The sequence below is a fragment of the Bifidobacterium sp. UTCIF-39 genome (assembly GCF_006408715.1).
Taxonomy (GTDB): Bacteria; Actinomycetota; Actinomycetes; order Actinomycetales; family Bifidobacteriaceae; genus Galliscardovia; species Galliscardovia tissieri.
Genome location: NZ_JEOG01000002.1, coordinates 211,442 through 231,680 on the forward strand (window position 1 = coordinate 211,442; position 20,239 = coordinate 231,680).

Annotated in this window: 13 protein-coding genes; 5 read left to right on the forward strand and 8 right to left on the reverse strand. The window is 62.0% G+C overall.

Annotated elements, in window-relative coordinates:
- Positions 1 to 29 precede the first annotated feature (29 nt).
- The gene (locus EP30_RS01870; RefSeq protein WP_140555622.1) at positions 30 to 746 is read left to right on the forward strand and encodes an aspartate/glutamate racemase family protein; all 717 of its coding nucleotides are present in this window, start codon (positions 30 to 32) and stop codon (positions 744 to 746) included.
- Between the two features lie 133 nt (positions 747 to 879).
- On the opposite strand, the gene smc is transcribed toward EP30_RS01870, so the two are convergent.
- Together smc and EP30_RS01880 are read right to left on the reverse strand one after the other, a co-directional pair.
- Positions 880 to 4,461 carry a chromosome segregation protein SMC gene (gene smc, locus EP30_RS01875; RefSeq protein WP_140555624.1) on the reverse strand — a complete coding sequence of 1,194 codons (3,582 nt, stop codon included), beginning with the start codon at positions 4,459 to 4,461 and terminating at the stop codon, positions 880 to 882.
- Entirely contained in the window at positions 4,461 to 5,876 is a 1,416-nt protein-coding gene (locus EP30_RS01880; RefSeq protein WP_094663058.1) for a folylpolyglutamate synthase/dihydrofolate synthase family protein, read from the reverse strand. The genes smc and EP30_RS01880 overlap by 1 nt, the downstream gene beginning before the upstream one ends.
- A gap of 243 nt (positions 5,877 to 6,119) precedes the next feature.
- On the opposite strand from EP30_RS01880, the gene EP30_RS01885 reads away from it, so the two are divergent.
- The 3 genes from EP30_RS01885 (at position 6,120) to EP30_RS01895 (ending at position 8,617) form a co-directional block, all read left to right on the forward strand.
- Positions 6,120 to 7,733 carry an aminopeptidase P family protein gene (locus tag EP30_RS01885; protein WP_094662541.1) on the forward strand — a complete coding sequence of 538 codons (1,614 nt, stop codon included), beginning with the start codon at positions 6,120 to 6,122 and terminating at the stop codon, positions 7,731 to 7,733.
- 2 nt (positions 7,734 to 7,735) lie between these two features.
- The gene (locus tag EP30_RS01890) at positions 7,736 to 8,233 is read left to right on the forward strand and encodes an NUDIX domain-containing protein (RefSeq protein ID WP_140555627.1); all 498 of its coding nucleotides are present in this window, start codon (positions 7,736 to 7,738) and stop codon (positions 8,231 to 8,233) included.
- A gap of 102 nt (positions 8,234 to 8,335) precedes the next feature.
- The gene (locus EP30_RS01895) at positions 8,336 to 8,617 is read left to right on the forward strand and encodes a hypothetical protein (RefSeq protein ID WP_094662545.1); all 282 of its coding nucleotides are present in this window, start codon (positions 8,336 to 8,338) and stop codon (positions 8,615 to 8,617) included.
- Positions 8,618 to 8,671: 54 nt separating this feature from the next.
- Here the strand turns inward: EP30_RS01895 and EP30_RS01900 are convergent, their stop codons facing one another.
- The gene (locus EP30_RS01900) at positions 8,672 to 9,970 is read right to left on the reverse strand and encodes an ROK family protein (protein WP_140555630.1); all 1,299 of its coding nucleotides are present in this window, start codon (positions 9,968 to 9,970) and stop codon (positions 8,672 to 8,674) included.
- Positions 9,971 to 10,245: 275 nt separating this feature from the next.
- Between EP30_RS01900 and EP30_RS01905 the strand changes: the two genes are divergently transcribed.
- Positions 10,246 to 11,772: a xylulokinase gene (locus EP30_RS01905; RefSeq protein WP_140555632.1), complete on the forward strand. Its 1,527-nt coding sequence runs from the start codon at positions 10,246 to 10,248 to the stop codon at positions 11,770 to 11,772.
- A gap of 170 nt (positions 11,773 to 11,942) precedes the next feature.
- Here EP30_RS01905 and xylA read toward each other — a convergent pair whose 3' ends face one another.
- The 5 genes from xylA to EP30_RS01930 form a co-directional block, all read right to left on the reverse strand.
- Positions 11,943 to 13,289, reverse strand: a complete 1,347-nt coding sequence (gene xylA / locus EP30_RS01910) for a xylose isomerase (protein WP_140555635.1) — start codon at positions 13,287 to 13,289, stop codon at positions 11,943 to 11,945.
- Between the two features lie 189 nt (positions 13,290 to 13,478).
- A complete protein-coding gene (locus tag EP30_RS01915; protein ID WP_140555638.1) occupies positions 13,479 to 15,170 on the reverse strand; it encodes an ABC transporter substrate-binding protein in 1,692 nt (563 codons plus the stop codon).
- A gap of 281 nt (positions 15,171 to 15,451) precedes the next feature.
- Positions 15,452 to 17,083 (reverse strand): ABC transporter substrate-binding protein, encoded by a 1,632-nt coding sequence (locus EP30_RS01920; protein WP_140555641.1) that lies wholly within the window; start codon positions 17,081 to 17,083, stop codon positions 15,452 to 15,454.
- A gap of 286 nt (positions 17,084 to 17,369) precedes the next feature.
- The gene (locus EP30_RS01925) at positions 17,370 to 19,109 is read right to left on the reverse strand and encodes an ABC transporter ATP-binding protein (protein ID WP_094663060.1); all 1,740 of its coding nucleotides are present in this window, start codon (positions 19,107 to 19,109) and stop codon (positions 17,370 to 17,372) included.
- A 2-nt stretch (positions 19,110 to 19,111) separates the two neighbouring features.
- The gene (locus EP30_RS01930) at positions 19,112 to 20,239 is read right to left on the reverse strand and encodes an ABC transporter permease (RefSeq protein WP_140555644.1); all 1,128 of its coding nucleotides are present in this window, start codon (positions 20,237 to 20,239) and stop codon (positions 19,112 to 19,114) included.

A 20,239-nucleotide genomic window follows, 5' to 3' on the forward strand; every position in this document is an offset into this window, starting at 1 on the left:
GGAAGCAGACAAAGGCAAGTGGAGCATACATGAAACGACCGTTTTTCGCTGTTCTGGGCGGCATGGGATCCCTGGCTACCGAAAGCTACGTCCGTCTGGTCAATCAGGCCACGCACGCACACCGCGATCAGGAATTCCTCGACTACGTGGTATTCAACGACGCCAGCGTGCCGGACCGCACCGACTTCATTCTCGGCCGCAGCGACGAGGATCCCTTCCCCGTGATCGCGGATGACATCGAGAAGGCGACCGCCATGGGGGCGAGTTTCATCGTACTCACCTGCAATACCGCCCACTACTTCTTCGATCGGTTCCAGGCGCTCACCGATGTGCCGATCATGCACATGCCGCGTGGCGCGGTGAAGCGCATGAGCCGCCTGTATCCGGCCGGCGAATACCGGCGTGTGGGGTTCATGGGGACGGAAGGCTCCCGTGCCTCTGGTGTTTACCGTAAGGCCGTCGAAGAGGCCGGATACGAATTCGTGGAACCGGATGACAGTCTGCAGCACCGCGTGGATTATTTGATCTACCACGATGTGAAGGGCACCGGAGATCTCAATCGGGAACGCTACGAGGCCGCCATCACCACCATGCTCGACTATTACCAGTGCGATACGGTGATTCTCGGGTGCACCGAGCTGTCCGTGCTCAACGAGGCGTTCCCGATGCCTGACAAGCCGATCATCGACGCACAGGCCATTCTGGTGGATGACACGGTCGCCCGTGCCAAGAAGCTGCGCAGATAGGAACGGATAAGGGCCGCGATCGGCACTCACACGCGGCGCTCACGACACTCACGAAACACAATGGGTAGGACGATTACGTTCGAGCGTCCTACCCATTGTGTTGTTTTCGCGCTTCCCTTACTGCGCGCTTCCCCTACTGATCGAGGTGCTGATCAAGCTTCTGGCTCACCACGGCGGTGACGCCATCGGCGCGCATCGTCACGCCATACAACGCATCGGCAATGCCCATCGTGCGCTGCTGATGCGTGATGACGATCAGCTGGGCATGCTCACGCAGCTTCTCGAACGCCTCAAGCAGACGCGTCAAATTCACATCGTCAAGCGCCGCCTCCACCTCGTCCATCACATAGAACGGACTGGGACGCGCGGTGAAGATCGCGAAGAGGAACGCCAACGCGGTCAGCGAGCGCTCGCCGCCGGACAGCAGACTCAGCTGACGGACACGCTTGCCCGCCGGACGAGCCTGCACGATCACTCCTGAATTCAGCGGGTCGTTCGGATTGTCCAGCTTCAGCGTGCCATGACCGCCGGGGAACAGTACCCCGAACATGCTGGTGAACGCCTCGGCGGTGTCGTCGAACGCCTTGCGGAACACGTCGACCATGGTGGTGTCCAGCTGTTGGATCAGGGACATCAGATCGTCACGGGAGCGGGATACGTCGCTGCGCTGATCGTTGAGGTACTGGTTGCGTGCCTTGAGCGCATCGTATTCCTCGGTGGCGAGAGGATTCACCTTGCCGAGTTTGATGAGATCACGTTTGGCCTGTTCCAGTCGTTGCACCTGCTCGTCACGGACGTAGTCGGTCTCGCCGTCCGGGTTGCCGGTCTCGTCCAATACCGGTACCGGTTTGTCGGGACCATAGTCGCGCACCGCTTCCTCGAGTGTCATGCCCAGGCTCTCGCTGATGCGGGATTCCAGCTGCTCGTAGTCGGACGCCATGCGCTCGCGGTTCATATCAAGACCGTGCTCCCGACTGCGCAGTTCCGCCACGCGGGGTTCCAGCCGTCCGCGACGCTCACGAAGCTCGGCGAGCTCGTCGTCGTTTCGTGCCGCGGTCCGTTGCTCGGCCACACGGCGCTCCTCCACCCGTGCGATACGCAGGGCCAGATCCGCGGCCACGGCCTTGGCACGATCGGCGACATGCGCCGCCTGAGCGGCCTGCGACCGGCGTTTGTCGTTGAGGGCCTCGAGTCTGGCGCGACGCTGCTCGGCCTGACGGGCATTGTCCCGCAACAGATCCGCCTGACGAACAAGGGACTGGACCTGACGCGACGTCTCGTTCCAGGCCATGGTGGCGGCAAGCTCGTCGTTACGGGCGACGGTCAGTGCCTGTTCCAGTTCATGTTCGCGTACGCTCAGTTCATCGATATCCGAGTGTGCGTCCTGAGGGGAGTCCATGGAAGCCAGTGCACGGTTGAGATCATCGAGCCTCAGTGCATGCGACCGCTGCCGCTCGTCGATGGCGGCGGCCTTGTCGTCCAACGCCGTCAGTCGGGAACGTAGTCCAGACGTTCGTTCCACCGCCGTCTGCAATCGCTGACGGGACTGCTGGATCTGCAGACGACGTTCGGCGAGACGATTCTGTTCGGCCTGCACACGTTCGGACGCCTGCCGTTCCTGCTCACGGGCCTTCGCCAGATCAGTGTCCAGTGAGGCAAGCTCGTCGGACAGTCCGTCCGCCTCGGTCAGGGCGCGATTGCGACGGGCCGCCAGACTCAGTTCGCTCTGGGCAGGCACCGTGCCGCCCGCCGCCGCCACATCGTCACGGAACAGCTCCCCGTCCATGGTGACCGCCGCACGCCAGCCGTGTCGTACGGCGTGCATTGCCTCGTCATGTGAGCGAACGGCCGCCACGTCGACGAGGAGTCGTCGTACGGCACGGACCGTGCCACGGGCGGTGTCGGCATCCGCATTCGGATTGGCGTGAATGAGATCAGCGGCACTGGTAATGGTGTCGACGATGTCATCGACGCCAACGCCATCATTATCGCCATCACTATCCTCGGCATCACCATCGAGTGTTCTCAGTAGGACGGCCCTGCCCAGTCTGTCCGACTTTGCACGGGTCAGCGCATGCTCCATATTCGTCTCATCGGCCACCACGATCGCGCCGGCGAATACGTCGAGCGCATGGGACACGGCCTCCTCCCAGCTGTCTTCCACCTGAATGAAGTCGGTGAGGCGTCCCAGCGCACCCGTCTGCGGGTCCTGCTCCAGAGCACCGGCTGCATTACGTCCGTCGAGCGTATCGGCGAGCGCATCGGCCTTGGCCTTGAGCGACACGATGCGGGTCTCCACCGTGCGATGCCGGTCCTCAAGTTCCCGAACCCTCGACTGGGCCTGGCCGAGTACGGTACGGGCCATGGTGAGCGCGGTGTCGTCGGGTTCGTCGCTCTCGGGCGTCTGGCGTTCAAGCTCGTTCTGTTCGGTGACCGCGGCGTCCAGCTGAACGGTCATGGCATCCCGTTGACCGGCGATGTCGTTGCGCTGGGCTGCGGCGGACTGCATCAGGGCTTCCTCACGGGCGATGAGCTCGCGCAGCTGCGCGATACGTCCTTCCTTCTCGCGGGTGCTGTTGCGCAGTTCCGTCATGGTCTGCCTCAGTGAGGCAAGCTGCCGTTCCAGATCGGCACGATGCTCCTGCGCATGGGTGAGGGCCTGCTGCTCGGCATCCGCCTTGGTGTGCTGCTCGTTGGCCTGAGTGGTGAGTTCGTCGGCTCGACGGTCAAGCAGTTCCGAGTCCTCGCCCATGTTCTCGGTGATTTGTCCGAGCAGTGATCCGCGACGTTCCTCGGCCAGCGAGGCGAGTGATTCCAGTCGTTCATGAATCTGGCTCATCTCATGCCATGCAGTGGTAAGGCTGGCGATGGTCGGCGAGGAGGCTCGGGAGGCGGCCTCCATCTGCTCGATGCGGATCTTGACCTCGGCCAGTGTGCGCTGTTCGTCGGCGAGTTCGCCTCGAACACGAGTGAGCTCCTCACGATTGGCAGCTCTGCGTGCGATCAGCTGTGTGGCGTCGTCGGCCATGATGCGGCTTTGTGCGTCGCGTATGGACACCTGAATGGCATCGGCTTTGCGCGAGATGCGCGCCTGGCGTCCGAGTGGTCCCATCTGGCGTCTGAGCTCGCCCAGCAGATCGTCGAGTCGGGCCAGATTCGCCTCGGTGGCGGTGAGTTTGCGTAGCGCACGCTCCTTGCGCTTGCGATGCTTGAGGATACCTGCCGCCTCTTCGATGAATGCGCGATGCCCGGCGGGGTCGGCGTGCAGGATACGGTCGAGCCGTCCCTGACCGACGATCACGTGCATGTGTGAGCCGAGCCCGGTGTCGCTGAGCAGCTCCTGGATGTCGAGCAGACGACACGGGGTGCCGTTGATCTCATATGCGGAGCCGCCGCCGCGGAACATGGTGCGGGAGATCGTCACTTCCGTATAGTCGATGTCGAGCACGCGATCGGTGTTGTCGATGGTGAGCGACACCTGTGCACGGCCGAGTGCCGGACGGGAGGAAGTGCCGGCGAAGATGACGTCCTCCATGGAGGTGCCGCGTAGATTCTTCGCCCCCTGCTCTCCCATGACCCAGGTCAGTGCGTCGACGATGTTCGACTTGCCGGAACCGTTGGGACCCACCACCGCGGTGATGCCGGGCTCGAAACGCAGCGTGGTGGCGGATGCGAAGGATTTGAAGCCCTTGAGCGTGAGTTCCTTAAGATACACTAGGCGCGCTCCGACTTCGGTTTGGCGAGGTCGGCGTTCGGCTGTTCCTTCAGCAGATGACGGGCGTCACCGGCGGTGACGAAGCTGCCGCAGACGAGAACGCCCTGACCGTAGCCGATGCCGGTCTCGTCCGATTCATCGGCGAGATCGACGGCAGCCTGAATGGCGTCGGGCAGAAAGTCCTTGCGGATGACACGATCGGGACCGAACACGTCGATGGCGATCTTCTCAAGGTCCTCGGCGGGCATGACACGGCTCGTCCACGAGTTCTGGGTGACGACGATGGTGTCGAGCATCGGTTCGAGTATGCCGAGCACGGACTCCACTTCCTTGTCGGCCATCATGGAGACCACACCGATGAGGTGCTGGAAGGAGAAGTTCTCCTCGATTGCCCCGCGCAGCGCGGTGACCGCCTGAATGTTATGACCGCCATCCACGATGATCGTGGGTGAGGTACGAACCACTTCGATGCGGCCGGGCACCTTTACACTTCCCAGCGCCTCGGCCACCACGTCGCCGTCCAGAGGGCCGTTGACGGGGATCACCACTTCGGCCGCGGCGAGCGCGGACAGGGCGTTGTGCGCCTGGTGCTCGCCGAACATGGCGATCGGAACCTGTTCGTATACACCGTTGGGAGTGCGCAACGTCGCCACCTGTCCTCCGACGGCGGGCTGCCGGGAGACGACCTCCATCTCCTGTCCGTCGCGAACCAGCCCCTGGGCGCCCTGTTCGCGTACGGCGTCCTCGATGATCGGCAGTACGGTCTCGTGGGTTTGCGGTCCGACGATCACGGTGGAGTTGGGCTTGACGATGCCGGCCTTCTCTCCGGCGATCTGCTCGACGGTGTCGCCCAGCCACTGCATGTGGTCCATATCCACTGGGCCGATGATCGACGCGTCCCCATCGAGCACATTGGTGGCGTCCCATCGGCCGCCCATGCCGACTTCGACGACGGCCACGTCCACAGGGGCGTCGGCGAACGCCCAGATCGCCATGGCGGTGAGCACCTCGAAGAAGCTCATCTTCGGTCCGCCCTGTTCAACAGATCTGGCGTCGACAAGGTCCACGAAATCCTTGATCTGATCCCAGATGTCAACGAACTCATCGTCGGACAGACGCTGTCCGTCGATGCAGATGCGTTCGGTGATCGACTCCACATGCGGCGACGTGTACAGGCCGGTGCGCAGACCATAATGGCGGCAGATCGATTCGACCATGCGAGCCGTGGATCCCTTGCCGTTCGTGCCGGTGATGTGCACCACGCGGAACGACTGCTCCGGGTGTCCCAGCAGGTCCATCATCATCGCCATGCGATCGAGTGTGGGGTCGAAATCGTGCTCCGGTGCCCGCTTCATGATCGTACGATACACCTCGTTGAGGCTTGTTCCTGCAGTGTTCGGATGTTCGAAAGACATACCCTGTGCCTTCATGCCCTTTCCGCGTGTCACGTCTGAATGATCCGATGCGCGAACCATCGCCGCACATCGATGCTCGATGTATTCTAGGCAATCGCTGTGACCACGATCACACATACGCGACGGGCGTACATCGTCAAACGGCAACACCATGATATTTGGCGGCATTCGCATGAGGCATCTTCTAAGATGAACGGTAGCAATGCAGGATCTGCATAGGCATTCATCGAAAGGAGCGGCGTGATGTCGGCAAGCGACGAGGCGCGGAACGCACAGGCGGCGAAACGATACGAGCAGGACGAGGAGGAGCTGAACGCACAGGCGGTAGGCGAGCGTGTGACCAACCGAACCCTCTCCCCCCGATCGGCGTCGTTCCGCCAGTTCATGACCGAAGGCTGGGGTGCGGTGGATCCCGGTGTCACCTCGCTCGAATCCAGCTCCTATATTCCGGCGCGTCTCGAGGCGCTGGGCAAGCGTTTCCCGGGCAGCCGCATCATCATTCCGGCGGGCCAGCCCAAGACGCGCAACAACGACTGTGACTACGCGTTCCGTCCGGACACCACGTTCGCCTATTACACGGGTCTGGGCGAGGATTATGAGGCGGGTGCCGTGCTGGTGCTCGACCCGGTGGACCCGAACGGCGAGGAGGCCAAGGAGGGCAGGACGCACACCGCCACGCTGTTCCTCAAGCCACGCGCCGATCAGACAACCGAAGACTACTACCGTTCCGGCTATGGCGAGTACTGGGTGGGCGCCCGCCCGGGCCTCAAGGAGTTCACCACGATGACCGGTCTGGCCACGCGTGACATTTCGCAGCTCGAGGACGCCCTGTCCAAGGACGTCGGTCCGGAGGACGGTGCCGTGCAGCTGCGCGTGGTGCGCGAGGCCGATCCGCAGCTTACCTCCGAGGTGGAGCGCATCCGCGAGCAGAACGGCTGGTCCGATCCGGATCGCAACCGTGCCGCCGATGATCGTCTGCACGAGTACGCGGCCGAGGCCCGCATGGTCAAGGACGAGTATGAGGTGGGTGAGATCCGCAAGGCCGTGGCCGCCACCAAGCGCGGATTCGACCGTATGCTCACCGCGCTGCCCGGCGCGCTTGACAAGCCGCGCAGCGAACGCATCCTTGAGGGCGCGTTCAACGCCAACGCGCGCGAGGAGGGCAACGACGAGGGCTACGAGACGATCGTGGCATCCGGAGCCCACGCGGCCACACTGCACTGGATGCGCAACACCGGCAGCATCGCCAACGGCGACCTGCTACTCATCGACGCCGGCGTGGAGGTCAACAGCCTGTATACCGCCGACATCACCCGCACCTTCCCCACCAACGGCAGGTTCACGCCGTTCCAGCGTCGCCTGTACGAAGCCGTGCTCAAGGCGCAGCAGGCCGGTTTCGATGCAGCCGTGCCGGGCGTGACCTACCGGCACATCCATGACGCAGTGATGCGGTCGATCGCCGAGTCGCTCCATGAGTTCGGCATCCTGCCGGTGAGTGTGGAGGAGTCCCTCTCCCCCGAAGGCCAACAGCATCGTCGATGGCTTGCCTGCGGCGTGGCGCATCATCTGGGCCTTGACGTGCATGACTGCGCGCAGGCGCGGTTCGAGTCGTATCAGGAGCGTCCGATCACGCCGGGAATCACGTTCACCATCGAACCGGGACTGTACTTCAAGGAGAACGACCTGCTCGTCCCGCCGGAGTACCGTGGCATCGGCATCCGCATCGAGGACGACGTGCTCATGACGGAGAACGGCCCCGAATGGATCAGCCACGATATTCCGAAGCAGCCCGACGACGTCGAGGCATGGATGGCCGAGCGCGCCGCGGCCACTGATTCCACCGGCAAGGAGCACTGATCATGGCGACGCCTAAGTTCATTCTCGAACTGCGCAAGAAAATCGGCCATGACCCGCTGTGGCTGATCGGCGTATCGGCCTATGTGGAGGATGCCGATGGTCGCGTACTGCTCGGTCGTCGCAGCGACACCGGCGAGTGGGCCATGGTGTACGGCATCAACGAGCCCGGCGAGGAGCCCGCCGTCACCGTGGTGCGCGAGGTGAAGGAGGAGACCGGCGTGGACTGTGTGCCCACCGATCTGGTATCCGTCAAGTCGTCCACGCAGATGATTGCCTACGGCAACGGGGACCAGGCCATGTACATGGATCATCTGTTCGTCTGCAGACTGGCCGATGACGGCAACACCGATCCGTTTGTGGGCGATGACGAAAGTCTGAACGTCGGCTGGTTCGACGTCAACGATCTGCCGTCCCCTCTGGCCGCCACCACGGTGGAACGCATGGGCTATGTGCGTCAGTGGAAGGCCGGAGACGGCCGGGCCCTGTTCTCGCTGCAGTAGTCGACGGTCTCACCAGTCACGATATTCAATTCCGTGTCCGTCTGATCATTCATTGAACGACGGACACGCATATTTCCCGGGACATCCCCAAGAAAGGAACCCATGTCCGTTCTCACCATCATCTTCGGCATACTCACGTTCGTGATCGGCGTGCTGTACGCATCGCTGCCGACCAACGTACGCATGATGGACCGCTCCCAGATGATCTTCTCGATGGCGCTGGTGACCCTGCTCATCGGCATGTTGGTCTGCATGTATTTCGTCGGTTCGGATTCCGAATCCTGGATCGTGCTGATCGCCGCCGTGGTGGGATACGTGGTCGGTCATCTGCGTCCGATCAACGATTTCCTCGCCTCGCACTGGGACATCTTCGATTTCCGCTGATCACGTTGCCGTCGGTCGAACCCTCGACCGACGGCAACGTGATCGGATATCCATTCAGATATCCAAATAATCCATCGGCCGTTCGATAAGCCGACGTAGGCCGAAGGCGGCCGCACCTCGCAAGGCCGGGCGCTCCAGGGAGGAGCATGACAGCACCCGCAGATTGAACGCATGTCGGGCGAGCACCCATGGCATGACCCGTTCACGCAGGCGGGCGGCGAGATCGTCGCCGAACACGGACCAGAATCCACCGAGCACGATCGTGTCCACATCCAGCATGTTGATGGCCGACGATGCGGCCGACGCCATGGCGCTGAGTGCCTGATCAATGGCGTACACCGCACGGTCGTCGTCGGCACGCCACCGGTCGTGCAGCTCCTTCACGTAGCGTCCCTGCACGGCCTCGTCGCCATCGGCTATGCCGGCGTTACGCACCAGTTCCCGTCGACCGGCGTACATCTCCAGACAGCCACGACGCCCGCACCGGCATTCGGGGCCGTTCATATCCACGGACACATGGCCGATCTCTCCGGCGAATCCGTGGTCGCCACGGACCAGCGACCCCGCACGTACGAACGCCCCGCCCACGCCGACGTCGGTGGAGATGTACAGGAACGAATCCTCCGGGGACAGCGTCTCGTCGGGCCGGGACTCGGTCGAGGAACGATCGGCATGCGTCATCTCCGCCACATCCTTGACCTGTGCCGTCGGACGGCATGAGGCATATCCGGGGATCTGCGCAATGGCGGCAAGATTCGCTTCATTGTCGGATACCGCCTCCAGTCGGCGCATCACCTCGAAACGATGCAGGTCCAGATTCTCCCAGCCGAGATTCGGTGCCATAAGCAACCGCTGATCACCGTCTTCCAGTTCCGCGATCAGACCGGGAAGCGCCAGCCCGGCACCCACGATCCGATAGTTGCGGCGTTTGAGGGTGGCCTCCACCGGACGCAACAGCTCGTCGAGCGCAGCGAATGCGTCATCGGGCGTCGTGCCGGTCATCGATTTGTCGATCCACTCCTCCATCACGGTCTCGCCGGCGATATCAGTGACGGTATAGCCGTAGCCGTCGGTGTTGATCTGCATGCCGATCCCCACCCAGCATCCGGGACGGAACGCCAGCGGAGTGCTGGGGCGGCCGTTCCCCGTTTTCTGCTGCGGGTCCAGCTCCTCCACCACCTCGTTGGTGAGCAGGATGTCGGATAGCAGCGACATGGTGGCCTTGGTCAGCCCGGTGGACTTGGCCAGTTGCGCACGACTCATCGGCGAGACCGATTGCAGCAGCGTGGTGAGCACCACCGACAGATTGTGGTTGCGCAGGTCGTCCTGATTGATGCTTCTCGATCGTGGCATGGCTGTCCTCTTCGGCTCCTCGGTATCTGGATAGCGGCATGGACCGTTCCGCCGCCTATGTGTTCGGCGCACCACTGGATGCTGCGGTATTGAATGCTATCGAACAACGTACTTCACATACCCTACAACATGTTCGTCATGTTGTCCTCCACGCACGCGGCACTGTGCATCGCCCCATCCCATTATTTAGTTTTTTCGTCTAATTAATTGGTATACTAGAGGTCGACATCCAATGTCAACGCATTGGGGACGGCATACACGATTTAGGAGCGGTTATGACGACAAGGATTCTGGTAGCTGGAGTCGACACATCCACGCAATCATGCAAGGTACGCGTCACCGACGCGGCAACGGGCGAACTTGTACGATTCGGCTCGGCGAAGCACCCCGACGGCACCAGCGTGGACCCCGAGGCATGGTGGCACGCATTCCTCGAAGCCGCCGAACAGGCCGGTGGGCTCGACGACGTATCCGCGATCGCCGTCGGCGGGCAGCAGCATGGCATGGTCCTGCTCGACGAGCACGGCACGGTGATCCGAGACGCGTTGCTCTGGAACGACACCCGTTCGGCACCGCAGGCGGAAGCGCTGATCCATCGCCTCGGAGAACCCGACGCACAGGATGGCGAACCGGCAGGGAACGACGACGAATCGATTCATGCACGCGGCGTACAGCGCTGGGTGAAGGCCGTGGGCTCCTCCCCCGTCGCCTCGTACACGCTGACCAAAGTGGCATGGGTCGCCGAACACGAACCGGAGAACGCCGCACGCATCGCCGCGATCTGTCTGCCGCACGACTGGCTGAGCTGGCGCATCGCCGGCTATGGACCGGTCGCCGATGGCGAAGACGCCCATCTCGACGCGCTGTTCACCGACCGCTCCGACGCTTCGGGCACCAGCTATTTCGACGCCGCGACCAACGAATACCGTCTCGACCTGCTCGACATGGCCCTTGGACGCCATGACGTGATTCTGCCCCGAGTGCTCGGTCCGACCGAAGCCGCACCGGTCAAGGCTTCCCCACAGGTCGCCGGCCGTGAAGTCGATGGCGGATGCCTGATCGGCCCTGGCGGCGGCGACAACGCCATGGCATCGTTCGGTCTGTCGATGAGCGTCGGCGACGTATCGGTGTCGCTCGGCACGTCCGGCGTTGCCGCAGCGATCGCCGAACGACCGGTCTACGATCTTACGGGTGCGATCAGCGGATTCGCCGACTGCACCGGCCACTTCCTGCCATTGGCCTGCACGATCAACGGATCGCGTATTCTTGACGCCGGACGTCATGCCCTCGGCCTGGACTACGACGAACTTGCCACGTTGGCGTTCGAATCCAAGCCCGGTGCCGGCGGCATCACGCTGATCCCCTACTTCGACGGCGAGCGCACACCAAACCGCCCCGGCGACACAGCGCGCCTTGAAGGCCTGACGTTGGCGAATACCACGCGCGAGAATCTGGCGAGGGCGTTCGTGGAGGGACTGCTGTGCTCGCAGCGCGACTGCATCGAGCTGGTGCGCGCGCTCGGCGCCCGCATCGACCGCATCCTCCTCATCGGAGGAGGCGCGAAATCACCTGCCGTACGCACACTTGCCCCGGCCGTGTTCGGCATGGACGTGACGCTGCCCGCCACTGACGAATACGTCGCCATCGGCGCAGCCCGCCAGGCGGCCTGGGTACTGTCCTGTGCCGGCACGAATTCGGAGGCGACGACCGAGCCACCGGCATGGAAGACAACGATCGAAGGCATCGAATCCGCCGATCCGACCCCGCAGGTCTACGAATCCTACGCACGCCGTCGCGACTAGGATCCTGCCCGATCGCACAATGCCCGGAAACGTCTCCTTCAATGGAGGGCCGGTTCCGGGCATTCCCATATCACCAAACATGTGCCCAAAACATGAAAAGCCCGGTACGTGCCACAATGGACGCATACCGGGCTTCCCTTATGGGACAACGGTTTTCAGACGGTCAGACATCACGCTTCGGCGAGCGCGTCGATGATGTAGTTGTTGATCGTTGCCTTGACCTGCTCGAGGTGGTCGGACTTGGTGGCGGCGCGCAGTTCGGCCTGGGTCTTGTCGAGGCTGTACTCCTCGAGGGAGGCCAGCGTCACCTTGCCGGATTCGATGTCGGCACCGATACCGGACTCGTAGGAGCTGTAGCGGTCGGCCTGCAGGTCCTCAATGTAGTGGTCTTCGTGCATCTTGGCGGCGACCAGCAGACCGGCGGCGTAGGAGTCCATGCCGACGATGTGGACGCGGAACAGGTCATCCGGGGCGAAGGACGTACGACGCGGCTTGGCGTCGAAGTTCAGGCCACCGTGGGGGCCGATGGAGCCGTTGGCAAGCACTTCCCACATCACGGCGACGCAATCGTAGAGGTCCGACGGGAACTCATCCATGTCCCAGCCGATGAGCTTGTCACCCTGGTTGGCGTCCAGCGAGCCCAGAATGCCGTTCTCGCGGGCGAATCGCACTTCGTGCTGGTAGGAGTGGCCTGCCAGATTGGCGTGGTTGCCTTCGAGGTTCAGCTTGAACACGTCGTCCAGATCGAAGGTCTTGAGGAACGCGAGCGCGGCGGCGGCGTCGAAGTCGTACTGGTGGCTCGTCGGCTCCTTCGGCTTCGGCTCGATGAGGAACTGGCCATCGAAGCCGATCTCCTTGGCGTAGTCGGCGGCGAGGTGGAAGAGCTGCGCCATGTGGGCCTGTTCGCGATGCATCTGCGTGTTCCACAGGTTCTCGTAGCCTTCGCGGCCGCCCCAGAACACGTAGTTCTCGGCACCGAGGCGCTTGGCGATCTCCAGGCTCTTCTTGACCTGTGCACCGGAGTAGGCGAAGATGTCGGCGAACGGCGAGGTGGCGGCACCGGAGACGAAGCGCGGGTTGGTGAACAGGTTCTGGGTGTTCCACAGCAGCTTGACGCCGGTGGACCTCATGTTTTGCTCGATCTTGTCGACGACCTTGTCGAGGTTGGCGTTGGTCTCGCGCAGCGTGTCGCCTTCGGGGGCGATGTCGCGATCGTGGAAGCAGAAGTACTCCACGCCGAGCTTGGTGTAAAACTCGAAGGCGTAGTCCACCTTGGCGAGCGCCAGATCCATCGGATCGGTGTACCTGTCATACGGACGCTCGGCAGTGCCATCGCCGAAGGGGTCGACCAGACGCTGATCGAAGGTGTGCCAGTAGGCGACCGCGAAACGCAGCCAGTCCTTCATCTTCTTGCCGGCAACCATCTTGTCGGCGTCGTAGTAGCGGAAGCCAAGCCCCTCCTTGGCGCCGCCCTTGCGTCCGACGTACGGGATCTTGTCGATGTTCCACAGTGCCATGAGAACTCCTTTGCTCTTGTCGTCTCTTGCCGTCGGGATCTGGCCCGAATCACGGCAATACGTCTACGACGGTCGGCCCGTTCGCCTTCCATCAGGAACACTCATATAGTAAAACCATCGAATAATGTTTGTCAAATCAAAAAACTTATTACCGGCGAGAGTCGCCCACACTCATGGCAATCCCAGGGACTACTGCTTCGTCACTGACGCGTAGCGGAATCGGAACGAGGCGTCGAGCGTCACGCCGGAAACGTTCGTGCCGGTCACGGCCACCTGAGCACCCTGCAGCAACGGGATCGTCGACAGATCACCGGTCTCCAGCTCCTGGATCCGCTTGAGCAACGCCTCGCGCTTGGCGGAATCCTGCTCACCGGCCTGCCGTGCCAGCAGATCATCCATCTGCGCATTGTGATAACCGTTGCTGGGATAGTTATCGCTTCTGAAGAATGGGGACAGGTAGTTGTCTGGATCCGAATAATCCGGGAACCAACCCAACTGATAGATCGGGTACGCGCCGTCCGAGGTCTTGCTGACCACACGGTCCTTGGTGTACTGGGTCCACTCGGTCTGCTGCAGATCCACCTTGAACAGACCGCCGTTCTCCAGCTGCGTCTTCACCGCCGCATACTCATCGGTCGATGTCGCACCGTAATGATCGGTGTTGTACTGCAGCTTCAGATCGACCGGAGTATCGACTCCAGCCGCCTCCAGCACCTTCTTCGCCTTCTCCACACTCGGCTTGCCATTGCCGTCGCCATAAGCCGCCTTCAACGTATCATCATGACCGGCAAGACCATCCGGAATGAACGAATACAACGGCGTATACGTCCCCTTGTACACGCCGTTCGCCAAGGCGGTGCGGTCCACCAAGTGTGCGACCGCGCGACGTATGGCCAGAGCCTTGTTCGCATCGGCGTTCGGCTGCGACTCGCCATACGGCATGATCTTCATATTGAAGACCAGATACCGTTCCTCGCCACCGGGCCCGGTGACGACTCGTACATTGGCATCCTTGCGCAGGTCGGCGATATCGGTCGGGGTAAGCGTTCGATACGCCACATCCACCTGATCTTGCTGAACGGCGAGTTTGAGATTGGCGGGATCGGCGAAGTACTTCACCTGGACGCCACTATTCTTCGCCGGGGTGAGACCACGGTAGGTGGTATTGCGTCGGTAGATCGCCGACTCGTTGAGTTTGAAATCGGTCAATGCATACGGTCCGGCGAAGGCGTTGGATGCGACGATGATCGCATCCTCCGTGAGCTTGCCTGCGCTGAACGTCTGCTCGTCCACGATCGGACCGGCCGGCGATCCCAGCACCTGTTTCAGCGTCACGTCGTTCTTCACGGAGTCCTTGATCACCACGGTGGTATCGTCCGGCGTTTCGACCGACTGGATATTCGCCAGCAACGGCAGTGGGCCGTTGGCGCTGCCGATCGTACGGATGCGGTCGAGCGAGAACTTCACGTCGGAGGAGGTCAGATCATGACCGTTGGCGAACTTCAACCCGGACTTGAGCTTCACCGTGAACTCACTGCCATCCGCACTCCACGAACCATCATCGGCGGCGATATCCGGACTCATATCGGACTTGCCATAGTTCGGCGAGAACAGGAACGGATAGATCTGCATGAACACGGCATACGATCCGGTCTCATACGTGCCTGCGGGATCAAGCATGTTCACCTTGTCGGTGGTGCCAATGGATACGACGTCACCCGAAAGGGCGGCATCGTCCCGCACTCCCCCACAGCCCGACAGCACCAGCAGAACCGTGGTCAGCAATGCCACAACCGCGATATGCGACCGGGTGGATCCTTTCCACTGATTCTCCCGCCCCCGTTTCGAGGCGCCCTGTTCCACCACCAACTGTCTTGACATTCCGCATCCCCCATGTACACGTCGTCATCCCTGTGACGGCCAAACATCATTATCACGCATTCGAATGGCGCCGAAGGTCATATCGATATACGGAAAACCGATATCGCCGTATAACGCCCAAATGCCGACTCAGAACATGAGAGATGTCCCACATGGCGGGGATACGTGGTCGGTGCATCATCACAACAATGGGTGTGGCTGATCCCACGAGATACCACCCGTGGGATCAGCCATACCCATTGTTGTGATGATGTGCCGAGGAAAAACCGGTTTCGGTTTCGTCAGCTCTTGGTCACCGACGCGTAGCGGAAGCGGAACGAGGCGTCGAGCGTCACGCCGGAAACGTTCGTGCCGGTCACGGCCACCTGAGCACCCTGCAGCAACGGGATCGTCGACAGATCACCGGTCTCCAGCTCCTGAATCTGCTTGAGCAACGCCTCACGCTTGGCGGAATCCTGCTCGCCGGCCTGCTGGATGATCAGATCGTTCACCTGCTGGTTGGAGTAGCCGTTGTTGACAAAGTTGCCGTCACGGAAGAACGGGGACAGATAGTTGTCCGGATCGGAATAATCCGGGAACCAGCCAAGCTGATAGGCGGGGTATGAACCGTCCGAGGTCTCGGTGACCACGCGTTCCTTCTGGTACTGGGTCCACTCGGTCTGCTGCAGATCCACCTTGAACAGGCCGCCGTTCTCCAGCTGGGACTTGATGGCCGCGTACTCGTCGGCGGAGCTCGCACCATAGTGCTCGGCGTTGTACTGCAGTTTCAGATCGACCGGGGTGTCGACTCCAGCCGCCTCCAGCACCTGCTTCGCCTTCTCCACACTCGGCTTGCCATTGCCGTCGCCATAAGCCGCCTTCAACGTATCATCATGACCGGCAAGACCATCCGGAATAAACGAATACAACGGGGTGTAGGTGCCCTTGTACACGTTCTCCGACAACGCCTCACGGTCGATCAGATTGGCGGCGGCCTGGCGCACGGCCTTGGCCTTGTTCGCATCGGCGTTCGGCTGCGACTCGCCATACGGCATCACCTTCATGTTGAAGGTGATGAAACGCTCCTCACCACCAGGGCCATTGACCACCTTGACCTTGCTGTCCTTCTTGAGGTCGGCGATATCGGTCGGCGTGAGCTGGCGGTAGGCGACATCCACCTGACCCTGCTGGATGGCAAGCTTCAGGTTGGAGGCATCGGCGAAGTACTTCACCTGCACGGTGCTGCTCTTGGCGGGGGTAAGCCCCTTGTAGGAATCGTTCTTGGCGTAGGCAAGCGCCTCGTTGAGCTTGAACGAGGTCAGCTTGAACGGACCGGCGAAGGCGTTGCCCTTCACAATGGTGTCGGCGTCGGTCACCTTGTCGGCGCTGAAGACCTGCTCGTCCACGATCGGGCCGGCCGGAGACCCCAGCACCTGCTTCAGCGTCACGTCGTTCTTCACGGAGTCCTTGATCACCACGGTGGTGTCGTCCGGGGTGTCGACGGACTCGATGTTGGCAAGCAGCGAGGACGGACCGTTCTCATCGTTGATCGTCTTGATGCGGTCGAGCGAGAACTTCACATCGGAGGAGGTCAGATCATGACCGTTGGCGAACTTCAACCCGGACTTGAGCTTCACCGTGAACTCACTGCCATCCGCACTCCACGAACCATCATCGGCGGCGATATCCGGACTCATATCGGACTTGCCATAGTCCTGTGCGAACAGGAACGGGAACACCTGGATCTGCACGGCATAGGAGCCGTTGTCGTAGGAGGCGGCCGGGTCGAGGCTCACGATCTTGTCGGTGGTGCCAATGGTCACTGTGTCGCCGGACGACGATGTTGACGATCCGTTGTCCTTGACGCCGCACGCGGTCAGCGACGCCACAGCGGCCACGGATACCACAGCCGCTCCGATCTTCTTGATATTCATAGGATTCGTCTTCCTCCTGACGTTCCCGCTGGGGATGTGCGGGATTGCCTTGACTATCCGCTTCCCATGTTGCGTCTTGGTTTCTCCTTCGTTAGGGGAAGCGACCGAACAGATGACGATTGTTTCCGACGGGAACGATAGGCATAAGGAATGGCATCATATGAGAAAGGCCCTCGTCCGCGATGGGACGAGGGCCTTGTCCACGGTCAGGATTCAGGATCCGTCGTGAGCCATCCGGAATGCATCACGCGAATCGAGGACCACACCGGTGGTAATCCGCTGGTATCTACTTGTTCTCCTCGGCGAGCAGCGCATGCAGCTGGGCACGATGCTCGGCCTGCTCACGCGGATCCGGGATCGGCAGCGAGGCAAGCAGCTTCTTGGTGTACGGATTCTGCGGGTTACTCAGGATCTGATCGGTGTCGCCGTGCTCCACGATCTCGCCCTGATGCATCACCATCACACGGTCGGCGAGCATGTCGACCACTGCAAGATCATGGGTGATGAACAGGCACGCGAAGCCGATCTCCACCTGCAGACGCTTGAACAGCTCAAGCACCTTGGCCTGCACGGACACGTCCAATGCGGAAGTGGGCTCGTCGGCGATCAGCAGCGGCGGCTTGAGCGCCAGGGCGCGGGCCAGCGAGGCCCTCTGACGCTGACCGCCGGACAGCTCGTGCGGGAAGCGGTCCATGTACGCCTTGGGCAGCTGCACCATCTCGAGCAGCTCCTCCACGTACTTGCGGGCGGCGGCGAGCGAATCGTACTTCTTGTGTACGAGCAGCGGTTCGGCCACGTTCTGCGCGATAGTCATCAGCGGATTGAACGAGCTGCCCGGGTCCTGGAACACGAAACCGATATCGGCGCGCTTCGGCTTGAAATCGCGCTCCTTGAAGCCCCTCATCTCCATGCCGAGCACGTTGAGCGAACCGCCGGAGATGCGCTGCAGGCCGGCGATGGCACGACCGGTGGTGGACTTGCCGGAGCCGGATTCACCCACAAGACCCACCACTTCGGAGCGGTGAATGTCGAAGTCGATGCCCTTGACGGCCTTGAAATCGGGCTGCATCAGGTGACCCGGATAAGTGATCTCCAGTCCGCGGGCCTTGACGGCGATGGGCTGGGTGCGCCAGTCGACCTTGCGGTCGACCACATTGCCGTTCTCATCCTTCACGACGAGCTTCTGACCGATGCGAGGCACGGCGGCCAGCAGTCGCTTGGTGTAGTCATGCTGCGGAGAGTAGAAGATCTGCTCCACGCTGCCCTGCTCCACCACATGGCCGCGGTACATCACGATCACGTCGTCGGCCACGTCGGCGATCACACCCATGTTGTGGGTGATGATCAGCACGGAGGCGTCGAATTCGTCACGGGCCATGCGGAGCAGATCGAGGATCTCGGCCTGCACAGTCACGTCGAGTGCGGTGGTCGGCTCGTCGGCAAGGATCAGTCCAGCGTTGAGCACGAGCGCCATGGCGATGACGATACGCTGCTTCTGACCGCCGGAGAACTGATGCGGGTAGTAGTCGATGCGGGTCTCGGCGTCGGGGATGCCCACCTTCTTGAGGATGTCGATGGACTTGGCGCGCTGCTCGTTCTTGTCGGTGATGCCGTGGGCGCGCAGGCCCTCGGCGATCTGCCAGCCGATGGTGTACACGGGGTTGAGCACCGAGTTGGGCTCCTGGAACACCATGGCCGCCTCTTCGCCGCGCATTTCACGCAGCTGCTCGCCGGAGAGCGAAAGCACGTCCATCTCCTTGGAGCCGTCACGGCTCTTGAGGTAAATGGCACCGGAGGTGGATGCCGTCTCGGGCAGCAGCTTGAGGATCGAACGGGCGGTTACGGACTTGCCGGAGCCGGATTCGCCCACGATGCCCACGATGGACTTGCGCGGGATGGTGAGGTTCACCTTGTCCACGGCCTTGATCGGACCGGCGTCGGTCACGAAGGAGACGCTCAGGTCCTTGATCGACGCGAGATCGCCGTCGTTCACGGCGTCGGCGTTCTTCTTCACGGAATCAGCCATGATCATTCTCCCTTGCTCGCGTTGGACGTGGATTCGGACTGGGTGTCGGCGGCCTTCGTCTTCGGATCGGTGAAGACGACCTCGGCGGCATCCTTCTGCGTGGAAGGATCGACGGACGTGTCCTCGATACTGCCGATGACCTCACCGGCGGACTTGCGGGCACGCAGTCGCGGATCGGCGAGATCGTTGAGGGACTCGCCCACCAGCGTGATGCCGAGCACGATGAGCACGATCGCCACGCCCGGGAACACGGCGGTCCACCAGATGCCGGCGGTCACGTCGGAGACGGAGCGGTTGAGGTCGTAGCCCCATTCGGCGGCGGCCGTCGGCTCGATGCCGAAGCCGAGGAAGCCCAGACCGGCGAGGGTCAGGATGGCTTCGGAGGAGTTCAGCGTGAGGATGACCGGCAGCGTACGGGTGGAGTTCTTCAGCAGGTGCTTGGTCATGATGCGCCAGGTGGGGGCACCGATCACACGGGCGGATTCGATGAACGCGGATTCCTTCATACGCACGACCTCGGCACGGATGGTGCGGAAGTACTGCGGAATGTAGACCACGGTGATCGACAGACCCGACGACAGTATGCCCGCCCACAGGCCGGACTGGCCGCCGGAGATCATGATGGCCATGAGGATGGCAAGCAGCAGGGACGGGAAGGAGTAGATGGCGTCGGCGATGACCACGAGCACGCGGTCGACCCAACCGCCGAAGTAGCCGGAGACGAGACCGAGGATCACGCCGATGAAGATCGAGCAGACCACGGCCACGAGGATGGCGATGACGGCGGTACGCGTACCCCACACGGTACGGCTGAACACGTCGAAACCACCGACGGTGGTTCCCCAGATGTGCTCGGCGCTCGGTGCGGACTGCGTCGGGAAGGACTTGCCACTGGCATCTTTGATCTGCGAGTAGCCGTAGGGTGCGATCATCGGGGCGAAGATGGCGACGAGCAGGAAGAACGCGCACAGCACCAGACCGGTGATGAGCATACCCTTCTGCCAGCCGACGGCGATGCGCAGCTGCTTGACGATGGGCAGCTTGGCGAAGAACGACTGCTGGTTCTTGGCCTTGAGTTCGGCGAGACGATCGTCGCCGGGAACGGTGGGTGCGGAATTGGCGGCGGTCAT